General features: G+C 72.3%; 10 protein-coding genes. 7 read left to right on the top strand and 3 right to left on the bottom strand.

Annotation, left to right across the window (positions count from 1 at the left end; all coding sequences use genetic code 11):
• Positions 1-14 precede the first annotated feature (14 nt).
• The gene (locus AB0D93_RS13465; protein WP_362117975.1) at positions 15-1,718 is read right to left on the bottom strand and encodes a PucR family transcriptional regulator ligand-binding domain-containing protein; all 1,704 of its coding nucleotides are present in this window, start codon (positions 1,716-1,718) and stop codon (positions 15-17) included.
• 192 nt (positions 1,719-1,910) lie between these two features.
• On the opposite strand from AB0D93_RS13465, the gene AB0D93_RS13460 reads away from it, so the two are divergent.
• From AB0D93_RS13460 to AB0D93_RS13450, 3 genes are read left to right on the top strand one after another with little or no spacing between them, the layout of a single operon-like run.
• Positions 1,911-3,371 carry a sodium:solute symporter gene (locus AB0D93_RS13460; RefSeq protein WP_362117972.1) on the top strand — a complete coding sequence of 487 codons (1,461 nt, stop codon included), beginning with the start codon at positions 1,911-1,913 and terminating at the stop codon, positions 3,369-3,371.
• Positions 3,372-3,427: 56 nt separating this feature from the next.
• On the top strand, positions 3,428-4,396 hold the full coding sequence (speB, locus tag AB0D93_RS13455; RefSeq protein WP_055706451.1) for an agmatinase: 969 nt from the start codon (positions 3,428-3,430) through the stop codon (positions 4,394-4,396).
• 24 nt (positions 4,397-4,420) lie between these two features.
• Positions 4,421-6,106, top strand: a complete 1,686-nt coding sequence (locus AB0D93_RS13450; protein ID WP_362117968.1) for a thiamine pyrophosphate-binding protein — start codon at positions 4,421-4,423, stop codon at positions 6,104-6,106.
• A gap of 62 nt (positions 6,107-6,168) precedes the next feature.
• On the opposite strand, the gene AB0D93_RS13445 is transcribed toward AB0D93_RS13450, so the two are convergent.
• The gene (locus AB0D93_RS13445) at positions 6,169-6,561 is read right to left on the bottom strand and encodes a hypothetical protein (protein ID WP_362117965.1); all 393 of its coding nucleotides are present in this window, start codon (positions 6,559-6,561) and stop codon (positions 6,169-6,171) included.
• 377 nt (positions 6,562-6,938) lie between these two features.
• Positions 6,939-7,067 carry a hypothetical protein gene (locus tag AB0D93_RS13440; protein ID WP_362117962.1) on the bottom strand — a complete coding sequence of 43 codons (129 nt, stop codon included), beginning with the start codon at positions 7,065-7,067 and terminating at the stop codon, positions 6,939-6,941.
• 91 nt (positions 7,068-7,158) lie between these two features.
• Between AB0D93_RS13440 and AB0D93_RS13435 the strand changes: the two genes are divergently transcribed.
• The 4 genes from AB0D93_RS13435 (at position 7,159) to AB0D93_RS13420 (ending at position 13,593) form a co-directional block, all read left to right on the top strand.
• Positions 7,159-8,082 (top strand): serine hydrolase, encoded by a 924-nt coding sequence (locus AB0D93_RS13435; RefSeq protein ID WP_362117959.1) that lies wholly within the window; start codon positions 7,159-7,161, stop codon positions 8,080-8,082.
• 65 nt (positions 8,083-8,147) lie between these two features.
• Positions 8,148-9,176, top strand: coding sequence for an esterase-like activity of phytase family protein (locus AB0D93_RS13430; RefSeq protein WP_362117956.1), 1,029 nt, complete (start codon positions 8,148-8,150; stop codon positions 9,174-9,176).
• 169 nt (positions 9,177-9,345) lie between these two features.
• Positions 9,346-13,065, top strand: coding sequence for an ABC transporter ATP-binding protein (locus AB0D93_RS13425; RefSeq protein ID WP_362117953.1), 3,720 nt, complete (start codon positions 9,346-9,348; stop codon positions 13,063-13,065).
• A 135-nt stretch (positions 13,066-13,200) separates the two neighbouring features.
• A complete protein-coding gene (locus tag AB0D93_RS13420; protein ID WP_362117949.1) occupies positions 13,201-13,593 on the top strand; it encodes a hypothetical protein in 393 nt (130 codons plus the stop codon).
• Positions 13,594-13,728: the final 135 nt, after the last annotated feature.

Here is a 13,728-nt window from a genome sequence, read left to right as displayed (position 1 = left end):
GCTCACTCGCCAGGTCAGCCGTGCCGCAGCGCGAACCAGAGCTCCATCCGTACGTCCGGGTCGTCCAGGTCGGCGTCCAACAGGGCGGCGCAGCGGGCGATCCGCTGCCGCACGGTGTTGCGGTGCACGTCGAGCGCCACTGCCGTGCGATCCCAACTGCCGTGCAGCCCCAGCCAGTTGCGCAGGGTCTCGGCGAGTTCGGGACGGCCGGCCAGCGGGGCGAGCAGCGCGCGGGCGTGCGCCTCGGCATCCGCCCGCGGCACCAGGTCCTCCAGGCCCGGCCGGGCGCCGTGCCGGACGAGCGGGGTGCGGGTGGCACGGGCCCTGGCCAGCGCACGGGCCGCCTGGGCGTCGGCGGCCGGCCACTCCCGCGGCGCCACGGCCGCGCTCACCCCGAGCGTCCAGCCCGTCTGCGGCTCCGGTGCCCGCCCGGCCGGCACCAGCACCCGTACGACGTCACGGCCGAGGTCGACCAGCGGCGAACCCAGGGCGGCACCCAGCGCGGAGGCGGTGACGGCATCGGGCAGCTGGGCCTCCGGGCGGGCGTGCACGACGACCCAGTGGTCCTCTCCCAGCAGCGGCGCGACCGTCTCCGGCGGGGCGCCGAGCAGCAGCCGCACCAGCGCCGAGGACCGCGCCGCCCCGGCGCCGCTGTGATGCTCCCCGGTCAGCAGCGACAGCAGCACCGCGGCGACGGAGGCGATGGTGTTGTCCCCGGCCTCACGGCGCGCGGTGGCCACCCCGAGGACGAATCCCTCACCGGAACCGAGGGCGTAGACGGCGAGGTGCTGCGCACCGACGGTGTCGGTGGCCGAGGTGGGCCGGGGGCGGCCCGGGGACGGAGCGGCGGGAGCGGGAGCGGCGGCGAAGGAGGCGGCCGGGGCGCTGGTGGGCGTGGCCGTGGCCGGGCGCGCGGCGGGGGAGCGGGCCGGCGTCGCGTGCGAGCCGCCGCCGGGGACCTGCCCGGTCGGGACGGTCGTACGGCCACCGGGCGTGCCTCCCGGTGCGGGCTGCCGCGCGGTGGTCCTCGCGGGGCCCTCCTCGGCCGCGCGGTCCGGAGCGCCGGTGGGGCGTACCACCGCCGCCAGCCGGGTCAGGGCGGCGCCGGTCTCCCCGGCCGGCTCCCGGCCCGCCGTGGCGACGGGTGTGCCGTCGGGGCCGTAGAGCACTGCGTGGCCGGAGAGGTGCCGGGCCAGGCGGCGCAGCACCGAGGGGACCGGATCCGGGCGGGAGGCCGCCGCCGCGAGGTTCTGCTGGGCCTCCGTGACCCGGCGCAGTTCGGCCAGGCGGGCCTGGGCCATCAGCTGCCACACCGCGCGGGCCACCCCGGAGAACGTGGTCTGCGGCGGGACCTCCAGCAACGGGAGGCCGTGGTGCTCGCAGGCGGCGACCAGGGCGCGCGGGACCGTGTCGTGCACGGGGGCCAGGCCGAAACCGAGGGCCGCGCCGCCCGCCGCGACGATCCGGGAGACGTAGTCCTCGAAGTAGGTGCCCGAGCCCGCCGCCTCCGGGACGTGCACGCCCGCCGTGAGCAGCAGCTCGCCCCCCAGCAGGTACGGATAGGGGTCGGCCATCTCCGAGGTGTGCGCCCAGTGGATCACGGTGGACGGGTCGGACGGGCCCGCGATCTGGCGCAGGGCGAGGTCCTCGCGGGCCAGCAGGGCCGACAGCGGTACCGGTGGGGTCGGTGGGACCGCTGGGGTGATCGTCTCCGGCATGGTGTGCGTTCCCTCCATCCCGCCCCGTTCATATGGATGAAACGTACACTTCGCAGTCGCTTTCCGGCCACCTAGTGTCAAGTCAGCACGGCAGCCGCGGGTACGGGCGGATGTCCCCGCGATCTGCTGCCGGCGCGTCCCCACCGCATCTGCACGACACGCCACCGGAATGTGCGCGAAGGAGGGCCCCACATGGCCGTCGACTACACAGTGATCGTCGTCTATCTGGCCGGCATGCTGGCCATGGGCTGGTGGGGCATGCGCCGCGCCAAGTCCAAGAGTGATTTCCTGGTGGCCGGCCGCCGCCTCGGACCGGCCATGTACTCCGGCACCATGGCGGCGATCGTCCTCGGCGGCGCCTCCACCATCGGCGGCGTCGGCCTCGGCTACCAGTACGGCCTCTCCGGCGCGTGGATGGTCTTCACCATCGGCCTCGGCCTGCTGGCCCTGTCCGTCTTCTTCTCCGCCCGCATCGCCCGCCTGAAGGTCTACACCGTCTCCGAGATGCTCGACCTGCGCTACGGCGGCCGGGCCGGGGTCATCTCCGGCGTGGTCATGTGGGCGTACACCCTCATGCTGGCCGTGACCTCGACGATCGCCTACGCCACGATCTTCGACGTCCTGTTCGACATGAACCGGACCGTCGCGATCATCCTCGGCGGCTCGATCGTCGTCGCCTACTCCACACTCGGCGGCATGTGGTCCATCACCCTGACCGACATGGTCCAGTTCGTGGTGAAGACCATCGGCGTGCTGCTCCTGCTCCTGCCGATCGCGGTCGTCAAGGCCGGCGGCTTCAGCGAGATGAAGGCCAAGCTGCCGACCTCGTACTTCGACCCGCTGGGCATCGGCGGCCAGACGATCTTCACCTACGTCCTGATCTACACGTTCGGCATGCTCATCGGCCAGGACATCTGGCAGCGCGTGTTCACCGCCCGCAGTGACAGGACCGCCAAGTGGGGCGGCACCGTGGCCGGCACTTACTGCCTGGCCTACGCCCTCGCCGGCGCGGTGATCGGCACGGCCGCCAAGGTGCTCTACCCCAAGCTCGGCAGCCCCGACGACGCCTTCGCCACCATCGTCAAGGACGAACTCCCGGTCGGCGTACGCGGGCTGGTGCTGGCCGCCGCCCTCGCCGCGGTCATGTCCACCTCCTCCGGCGCGCTGATCGCCTGCGCCACGGTCGCCAACAACGACATCTGGTCGCGGCTGCGGGGCATGGCCCGGCGGTCGTCCGAGGACCACGACGAGGTCAAGGGCAACCGGGCGTTCATCCTGGTCATGGGTGTCGCGGTGATCGGTACGGCCATCGCGCTGAACAACGTGGTCGAGGCGCTGACCGTCGCCTACAACCTCCTCGTCGGCGGCCTGCTCGTACCGATCCTCGGCGGCCTGCTGTGGAAGCGCGGCACCGTCCAGGGCGCGCTGGCCTCCGTGATCGTCGGCGGTCTGGCGGTGATCGGCCTGATGGCGGGCTACGGCATCCTCGCCAACGAGCCGGTCTACTACGGTCTGCCCGCCTCCCTCGCCGCCTACGTCGCCGTATCCCTGGCGACGAAGCCCACCGACGAGACCGTCCTCGCCACCTGGCGCGAACGCCTCGCCGGACGGAACCCCGAACTCGCGTCCGAACCGGTCCCGGCTCACCAGTAGAGTCGTATGGAAAGCAGCACATGCGCGACGAAGCGCAGGAAAGAAGGCATTTCACCATGAGCAGCAACGAGACGCCCCGCGGCCCCGTCGACTCCTCCCGCATCCCGCGGTACGCCGGCCCCGCGACCTTCGCCCGGCTGCCCCGTCTGGACGAGGTCGGCACCGCCGACGTCGCCGTGGTGGGCGTGCCGTTCGACTCGGGCGTCTCGTACCGGCCGGGCGCCCGCTTCGGCGGCAACGCGATCCGCGAGGCGTCCCGGCTGCTGCGCCCGTACAACCCGGCCCAGGACGCCTCGCCCTTCGCCCTCGCCCAGGTCGCGGACGGCGGCGACATCGCCGTGAACCCGTTCAACATCAACGAGGCCGTCGAGACCATCGAGGCCGCCGCGGACGAGCTGCTCGGCACCGGCGCCCGCCTGATGACCCTGGGCGGTGACCACACCATCGCGCTGCCGCTGCTGAGGAGCGTCGCGAAGAAGCACGGCCCGGTGGCCCTGCTCCACTTCGACGCCCACCTCGACACCTGGGACACCTACTTCGGCGCCGAGTACACCCACGGCACCCCGTTCCGCCGCGCGGTGGAGGAGGGCATCCTCGACACCTCCGCCCTCTCCCACGTCGGTACCCGCGGCCCGCTGTACGGCAAGCAGGACCTGACCGACGACGAGAAGATGGGCTTCGGCATCGTCACCTCCGCCGACATCTACCGCCGGGGCGCCGACGAGGTCGCCGACCAGCTGCGCCAGCGCATCGGCGACCGCCCGCTGTACATCTCCATCGACATCGACTGCCTCGACCCGGCCCACGCGCCCGGCACCGGCACGCCGGAGGCGGGCGGCATGACCTCCCGCGAACTGCTGGAGATCCTGCGCGGCCTGGCCTCCTGCAACCTCGTGTCGGCCGACGTCGTCGAGGTGGCGCCCGCGTACGACCACGCCGAGATCACCTCGGTCGCGGCCTCGCACACGGCGTACGAACTGACCACCATCATGAGCCGCCAGATCGCGGCGGCCCGCAACGCCTGACGCTCCTTAGGGGGATCGAGAGCAGTGACTCACGACCACGACCTGGTACTCCGCCCGACCGAGGCGCAGATCACCGCAGCCCTGAACCCTCCCGGGGGCCGCAACGGCGGAGACCTGGTCGTGGAGACGCTGGCCGGGCTCGGCGCGACGACGGTCTTCGGCCTGCCCGGCCAGCACGCCCTCGGCATGTTCGACGCCCTGCGCCGCTCGTCCCTGCGCTATGTGGGCCTGCGGGTGGAGAACAACGCGGGCTTCGCGGCGGACGCGTACGGCCGGATCACCGGCGAGGCCGCCCCGCTGCTGCTCTCCACGGGCCCCGGCGCGCTGACGTCGCTCGCGGCCCTGCAGGAGGCGGCGGCCGCCTCGGCCCCCGTGCTGGCGATCAGCAGCCAGATCCCGACGGCCGGCCTGGGCGGCGGCCGCCACGGCTACCTCCACGAACTCCCCGACCAGGCCGCCTCGTTCAGGGGCGTGGTGAAGTCGGTCCACACGGTCCGTACGCAGTCCCAGATCCCGTCCGCGATCGCGGCGGCCTGGAAGTCGGCGCTGACGGCCCCGCACGGCCCGGTGTGGGTGGAGATCCCGCAGGACGTACTGCTCGCCGGGACCTCGCTGCCGGTGGTGACGGCGCCGGACGCGACGCCGGAGGAGCTGGTCCCGCGCCCCGAACTGACGGCGGTGGCGGCCGACTTGCTGTCCCGTGCCGCCCGCCCCGCGATCATCGCGGGCGGCGGGGTCGTACGGGCGGACGCGTCGGCGAAACTGCTGGCGCTGGCCGAGAGGCTTCAGGCGCCGGTGGTGACGACGTTCGGCGGCAAGGGGGCGTTCCCCTGGGAGCACCCGCTGTCGATGCGGTCCTGGCTGGAGGACCGGTACACGACGGACTTCCTGGAGGACGCGGACGTCCTACTGGTCGTGGGCTCGGGCCTCGGCGAACTCTCGTCCAACTACCACACGTTCAAGCCCCGCGGCCGAGTGATCCAGATCGAGGCCGACCTCGGCAAACTGGAGTCCAACCACCCGGCGCTGGGCATCCACGCGGACGCGCGCCTGGCGTTGCAGGCGCTGCTGGAGACGGCCGAGGAGCGCACGGACGCGTCGGCGCCGGAGCGGGTGCGCGAGCTGCTGTCCCGGGTCGGTGAACGCATCGCCTCCCAGGAACTCACCCTGGAACAGCAGGCGCTGGCCGCCGTCCGGCGCGCCCTGCCCGACGACTCCCCGTCCTTCTGGGACATGACGATCCTGGCGTACTGGGCCTGGTCGGCCTTCGACCCCCGGGGCACCAACCTCATGCACTCCGCCCAGGGCGCCGGCGGCCTCGGCTACGGCTTCCCGGCGGCGCTGGGCGCGGCGGCGGCCGACCCCAGCCGCCCGGTGCTGGCGGTGTCCGGCGACGGTGGCGCGCTGTACTCGATCGCGGAACTGGCCACCGCCCGCCAGTACGACCTGCCGGTCACCTGGCTGATCGTCGACGACGGCGGGTACGGCATCCTCCGCGAGTACATGACGGACGCCTTCGGGCGGGCGACGGCCACGGAACTGACCCGCCCCGACTACGTGGCCCTGGCGGAGTCCTTCGGCGTGCCCGGAGTCCGTACGACCCCGCAGACGCTGGAGGAGGACCTGGCGAAGGCGCTGGCCGCGCCCGGCCCCTCGGTGGTGGTCCTCCCGGCGGTGCTCCGGATGTTCGCGCCGACGCATCTCGGATAGGCGCGTGCCGCCGCCCCGGCGTGGAATCCGTGCCGGGGCGGGGTGGCCGGAGCCGGGGTGTCTCAGTGGCACCTGCTGGAGGTGCTGATGTACACGTGGGTCGGGTGCGCCCCGTTGAAGGCCCATCCGTCACGCGGCCTCATGCAGATCGTGTGGTAGTTGGAGAACCGCACGTAGGCCACGTCGTCGTGCCGGGTGTTGAACGCGCCGTTCGCCTTGCGGCTCGCGCCGAGCTTCTGCCAGTACCCGGTGTCCTTGAACTTCCCCGTCATCGTGTTGCCGTTGTAGAAGCACACGTACGGATACGGACACGAGGGGCGGGCCGCGGCGGACGCGGTGTGGCTGTGGGCCGGCGCGGCCTGCGCGGCCTGCGCGGCCTGCGCGGAGACGGCCAGTCCGCTCCCGGCCATGGCGCACGCGGTCAGAACGGCCGCGGTCGCGGTACGGAATCGCATGGATGCTCCCTGGGTCGGAATGCCGGTGCGGTGCGGGGTGGACCGCACCGCCCGTCGTGCACCACCGAGAGTGCAGGCCGGGTCCAGGACGCGGACAGCCCTGCGGCGCGGTTGCCGCCGGTGCGGGACGTCCCACCTTCCGACCTGCTGGGACGCCCTGTGGGATGAGACACCGGCGGGACACCGGAACGTGCCCCACTTCGTCGGCCGTCTTCAGGAAGTCGGCCATCTGGGCCTCGTAGCCCGCCCTGTGCTCCGCGAGCTTCTCGTCGTTGAAGCCGCCGAGCGGCAGGCGTCCCGGTGACAGAAGGTCCGGGATCAGCCGGAATATCTCCTGCGCTGCCTCCCACTCTGGCCGCCGCGGGCGCGCAGGGCCATCAACTGGTCGAGGCCGACGCGCCCCGGTCGAGCGGCTTCCGGTCGGACGACACCAGGTACTGCGGGACCGCCGACGCCGCGAACAGCCGTCCCGACCGCACGAATCCGCTGTCCGTCTCCTCCGGCATGAGCGAATCATTGCCATCTGCCGGGTCTCCCGAACGTCCGCGCCGCAACGGGCGTACAACCATTCGGGCAGTTCCGTGCGTCAACGCGGGTATGGATCCCCGGACATCAAGACGTACCGGCGCACTCGCCGCCGCCCTCGGCGCCGCGCTGCTCATACCCACCGTGGCCGCCGCCACCCCGGCCGCCGCGGCCACGCCCACCGTCAGCTGTACGTCCGCCAAGGCGGGCCTGGCCGCCAAGCTGCAGAAGGACATCACGGCCGCCCTCGCGAACCGCAAGGGCACCGTCGCCGTCGGCCTGTACGACCGCAGCACCAGCACCACGTGCACCCTGCGCGCCACCAGCTCCTACGACTCGGCCAGCACCGTCAAGGTCACCGTGCTCGCCACGCTGCTGTGGGACGCCAAGAAGCACAACCGGTACCTGACGGACCGAGAGGCCTCGCTCGCCAAGGCCATGATCACCCAGTCGGACAACAACGCCACGACCACGCTGTGGAAGCAGCTGGGCATGACGAAGATCAAGGGCTTCCTGGCCGCCGCCGGGATGACGAAGACCGTGCCGGGCGCGAACGGCTACTGGGGACTGACCCAGGAGAACGTCACCGACGAGCAGAAGCTGCTCAAGCTCGTCACCGCCAAGAACAGCGTGCTGAGCGACAACTCCCGCGCCTACATCCTGAAGCTGATGGGCCAGGTCATCTCCTCGCAGCGCTGGGGCACCCCGGCCGGCGCGCCGTCCACGGTCTCCGTGCACGTCAAGAACGGCTGGCTGCAGCGCGCGACGCACGGCTGGCGGGTGCACAGCCTCGGCACCTTCAACGGCGCCGGTCACGACTACATGATCTCGGTGCTGACGCAGGACAACAGCACGATGGACTACGGCGTCACCACCATCCAGAACGTCGCCAAGGCCATCCACAAGGACCTCGTGCCGACCACCTCCGCGACCGCGGTCTACACCCCGACCAGCAAGCCCAGTGAGGCGTACGTCGCGGTGCCGCCGCAGGGCTGACGCGGCACGGGGCGGTTCACGGGGCGGTCTCCCGCCGGACACCCGTCCGCCCTACGGTGGCGGGCATGCGTCCGAGAACCGTACTCGCCATCCTCACCACCTGCCTGGCGGCGGCCACTTCGCTGACCGCCGCCGGGCCCGCCGGTGCCAACTCCGTGAGCGGACACGCCTGTTCGCGTTCGGTCTCCATCGACCGCTTCTCCGACACGCTCGACAAGACGACGTACGACGGCACCTTCGTCGGCAACTTCTCCGCGCTCGCGGTCGAGGGCGACGGCTCGATCGCCGCCCTGGAGGACCGTTCCTCGCTGTTCGACCTGGACGCGCGGACCCTTCAGCCGGAGGCGGCCGTCCACCTCGCCGACGAGAAGGGCGCCGAGCTCGACTCCGAGGGCCTCGTCGTCGACCGTGACGGCACCCGGCTGATCAGCTCCGAGACGGAGCCGTCCGTCCGCCGCTACTCGGCCGACGGCAGGATCCTCGACCGTCTCCCGGTCCCGTCCTCCCTGCTCGTCGCCCCGGCCGGCCGCGCCACGGACAACCAGACCTTCGAGGGCCTGACCCTGCTGCCGGGCGGGCACACCCTGTTGGCCTCCATGGAGAGCGCGCTCTCGGGAGACGCGGCGGGGATCGTGCGCTTCCAGACCTGGCAGCGCACGAAGGGCGACCACTTCCGCCTCTCGGCCCAGTACGCCTACCGCACCGACCCGGGCCTCGGCGTCCCCGAGGTGCAGGCCACGCCCGACGGCCGCCTGCTGGTCCTGGAACGCGGCTTCACCCCCGGCGTCGGCAACACCGTCCGCCTCTACCTGGCCGACCCCCGCCACGCGACGGACACCAGTGGCATCGAGGACCTCACCGGCCAGGCGGACGTCCACCTGATCAAGAAGACCCTCCTGGCCGACATCGCCACCTGCCCCTCCCTCGGCGCCACGGCCAAGCAGCCCCAGCCCAACCCCCTGCTGGACAACATCGAGGGCATGACGATCACAGGGCGTGACCACTCGGGCCGCCTGAAGGCCCTGCTGGTGAGCGACGACAACCGGAATCCAGCCCAGACGACGAGGTTCTACTATTTGCGGGTGCGAATCTGATCTCGGTGGCGTGACCGGCCCAGGGGTGCGGGGAGCGCGCGACCGGCCACGACGGACCCGCACGCGGAAAACGGCCGAACCAGCGGAGCGTTTTGTTACGGAGGGATGAAATCCGCTCACGTGCGCGTTGGTGTCTTCCGGCAGAGCAGGTCGACAGGGAGGCACCGGCGTGGCAGCGCAACGGGGATGGGCACGACGCCTGGCGGCATACGCCTGGCGGTATCCGAAGGACGTCGTCCTCGCCCTCGGCTCCTCCCTGGCCGGCATGGCCGTCATGGCCGTGGTCCCGCTGATCACCAAGGTGATCATCGACGACGTGATCGGGAACCACACCCGCACCATGGCCCCCTGGGCCGGCGCCCTGATCGGCGCGGCCCTCCTCGTCTACGCCTCCACCTATGTCCGCCGCTACTACGGCGGCCGTCTCGCCCTCGACGTCCAGCACGACCTGCGGACCGAGATGTACGGCACCATCACCCGCCTCGACGGCCGCCGCCAGGACGAGCTGTCCACGGGACAGGTCGTCGGCCGGGCCACCAGCGACCTCCAGCTGATCCAGGGCCTGCTCTTCATGCTCCCGATGACCATCGGGAACGTCCTGCTCTTCCTGATCTCCCTGGCGATCATGGCCTGGCTGTCGCTGCCGCTGACCCTGGTCGCCCTCGCCGTCGCGCCCGCCCTCGGGTGGATAGCCAGGCGCAGCCGCAGCAAGCTCCACCCCGCCACCTGGTACGCCCAGGCCCAGGCGGCGGCCGTCGCGGGCGTGGTCGACGGCGCCGTCAGCGGTGTCCGCGTGGTGAAGGGCTTCGGACAGGAGGAGCAGGAGACCGGCAAACTCCGGGAGGTCGGCCGCAAACTCTTCGCGGGCCGGCTGCGCACGATCCGGCTGAACAGCAGGTTCACCCCGGCCCTCCAGGCCGTACCGGCGCTCGGCCAGGTCGCCATGCTGGCCCTCGGCGGCTGGCTGGCCGTGCGCGGGCACATCACGCTCGGCACCTTCGTCGCCTTCTCCAGCTATCTCGCCCAGCTGGTCGGCCCGGTCCGCATGCTCGCGATGGTGCTCACGGTCGGCCAGCAGGCACGGGCCGGCACCGAGCGCGTCCTGGAGCTGATCGACACCGAGCCCACGCTCCGCGAAGGCACCAGGACCCTTTCCGCCGACGCGCCCGCGACCGTCGAGTTCGACGACGTGTCGTTCGGGTACGACAGCGGTTCCAAGGTCCTCGACGGCCTGACCTTCGAGATCCGCCCCGGCGAGACCCTCGCCGTCGTCGGCTCCTCCGGCTCCGGCAAGTCCACCCTCTCCCTGCTGCTCCCGCGCTTCTACGACGTCACCCACGGCGCGGTCCTGATCGGCGGCCACGACGTCCGCGAGCTGACCCTCGACTCGCTCAGGGCGGCGATCGGCCTGGTCCCGGAGGACTCCTTCCTCTTCTCCGACACCGTGCGCGCCAACATCGCCTACGGCCGTCCCGACGCGACCGAGGAGGAGATCCACAAGGCCGCCCGCGCCGCCCAGGCGGATCGTTTTATCGCCGAGCTGCCCGAGGGCTACGACACCAAGGTCGGCGAGCAGGGCCTGACCCTCTCCGGCGGCCAGCGCCAGCGCATCGCGCTCGCCCGCGCCCTGCTCACCGACCCGCGCCTGCTCGTCCTGGACGACGCCACCTCGGCCGTGGACGCCAACGTCGAGCACGAGATCCACGAGGCGCTGGGGCAGGTGATGGAGGGCCGTACGACGCTCCTGATCGCGCACCGCCGCTCCACCCTCAACCTCGCCGACCGCATCGCCGTCCTCGACGGCGGCCGGCTCGCCGACCTCGGCACCCACGAGGAACTCCAGCGGCGCTCGGCGCTCTACCGGCGGCTGCTGACCGACCCGGACGAGCTGGGCGGGGTCTCCCCGGGGCACGCCCCGTCGGCCGCCCCGGCGGAGGACACGACCCTCCGTGAGGAGCTGGACGCCGAGTTCGACGCCGAGCGGGGCGTGACCCCCCGGCTGTGGACCGGCGACCGCACCCCCAAGGACCAGGCGCTCAGCGGCACCCCCGCCACCCCCGAGCTCCTCGCCCAGGTGGAGGCGCTGCCCCCGGCCACCGACACCCCGGACATCGACGAGGCCCGCGCGGTCCGCCGCGAGGACTCCTACGGTCTGCGCCGCCTGCTGCGCGGCTTCGGACGGCCCCTGCTCCTCAGCCTGCTGCTGGTCGCCGTGGACGCGGGCGCGGGCCTGCTGCTGCCGGTGCTGATCCGGCACGGCATCGATGCGGGCGTGACGAAGATGGCCCTCGGCGCGGTCTGGGCGGCCGCGTCGCTCGGCCTGCTGACGGTGCTGGTGCAGTGGGCCGCGCAGATCGGCGAGACCCGGATGACCGGCCGCACCGGCGAGCGGGTGCTGTACGCGCTGCGGCTGAAGATCTTCGCGCAGCTCCAGCGGCTGGGCCTCGACTACTACGAGCGCGAGCTGACCGGCCGGATCATGACGCGCATGACCACCGACGTCGACGCCTTGTCGACGTTCCTGCAGACCGGCCTGGTCACCGCGTTCGTCTCGGTCGTCACCTTCTTCGGCATCATGGTCGCGCTGCTGGTGATCGACGTCCAGCTCGCGCTCGTCGTCTTCGCGACGCTGCCCCCGCTGATCGTCGCGACCTTCTTCTTCCGCCGGGCGAGCGTGAAGGCGTACGAACTCGCCCGTGAACGCGTGTCGGTGGTCAACGCCGACCTGCAGGAGTCGGTGGCGGGGCTGCGGATCGTGCAGGCCTTCCGGCGCGAGCGGGACGGCGGGCGGCGGTTCGCCGAGCGCAGCGACAGCTACCGGCGGGCCCGCATCCGCGGTCAGTGGCTGATATCCGTCTACTTCCCGTTCGTGCAGCTGCTGTCCTCGGTCGCGGCGGCCTCCGTGCTGATGGCGGGCGCGCACCGGGTGGAGGCGGCGACGCTCACCACCGGCGCCCTCGTGGCGTACCTGCTCTACATCGACCTGTTCTTCGCGCCCGTGCAGCAGTTGTCCCAGGTCTTCGACGGCTACCAGCAGGCCACCGTCTCCCTGGGCCGCATCCAGGAGCTGCTGCGCGAGCCGACGTCCACGGGGTCCGCGGACGAACCGCTGGAGGTGCTGTCGCTGCGCGGTGACATCGTCTTCGAGGACGTGCACTTCGCGTACGGCACCGAAGAAGAGGCGCTGACCGGCATCGACCTGACGATCCCGGCCGGGCAGACGGTGGCCTTCGTCGGCGAGACGGGCGCCGGCAAGTCCACGCTCGTCAAGCTGGTCGCGCGCTTCTACGATCCCACCGGCGGACGGGTCACGGCCGACGGCACGGATCTGCGCGCCCTGGACCTGACCTCGTACCGGCACCGTCTCGGGGTCGTCCCGCAGGAGGCGTACCTCTTCCCGGGCACCGTCCGGGACGCCATCGCCTACGGCCGTCCCGGCGCCACCGACGCCGAGGTGGAGGCCGCGGCCCGGGCGGTCGGCGCGCACGAGATGATCGCCACGCTGGAGGGCGGCTATCTGCACGAGGTCGCCGAGCGCGGCCGCAACCTCTCGGCCGGGCAGCGCCAGTTGATCGCGCTCGCCCGCGCCGAACTGGTGGACCCCGACATCCTGCTCCTCGACGAGGCCACGGCCGCCCTGGACCTGGCCACGGAGGCGCAGGTCAACCAGGCCACCGACCGCCTGGCCGGCCGTCGTACGACGCTGGTGGTCGCCCACCGGCTGACCACGGCGGCCCGCGCGGACCGCGTGGTGGTGATGGACCACGGCCGGGTCGCGGAGGACGGCACGCACGACGAACTCCTCGCGCGCGACGGCCGGTACGCCGCCCTGTGGCGCACCTTCGTCGGGCGCCCGGAACCGGAGGAACCGGTCACCGCGTCCCGCTGAGTCCCGCGGTTCGGCGTATCCCTCAGGGCCCCGTTCACGTGTGCCGCTGACGGCCGTGCAACCATCCGACATACGTCGTGCGTCCGTACATCAGTACGGCCACCGGGGGACGACCGTGGTGCGGGGAGGACGACAGTGGACAGTGGTGGGATACGCCGGCGCCTGGCGCTCGGGGCGGCCGTGTTGGCCGCGTCGGGGGTGCTCGCTCTCGCGGCATCCGGCAGCGCGCAGGCGAGCACGGCCGGCAGCTGCTCCGGGCGCGAGGTGCGGACCCTGTCATTCAGCACCGGCGTCACACACGTCTACAAGCGCGACGGCTACGTCTGTGCCGTCACCGTCGCCCGGCACCCCGGCCACGTCCAGGCGATGTCCGTCAGCGTCCAGGCCCGCGGCAGCCGTCCGGTCGTGGACCAGGGCCGCTATGTGCACCACGCGGGCCCGGTGACGGTCCACGCCGGCCACCGCTGCGTGTGGATCAAGGGATCCGTGGATCGGGAGGGGGTCAGCACGGGCTGGATCCTGTGCTGACGGCCGGCCCGGCCTGACCTGAGCGGGCCCACTCATCACCTCCGCCTGCCTGTTCCGCCGGGCGGGGGAACCCGGCGCGCGCCGGAACCGTCCCAGGGGCGGGTTGCCGGACGAGTCCCACGTGCCGTGGTGTCG

It is taken from the genome of Streptomyces sp. NPDC048191, assembly GCF_040652655.1.
Classification (GTDB): Bacteria; Actinomycetota; Actinomycetes; order Streptomycetales; family Streptomycetaceae; genus Streptomyces.
Note: the sequence above shows the minus strand (reverse complement) of the source record. Positions and strands in the feature narration are given on the sequence as shown.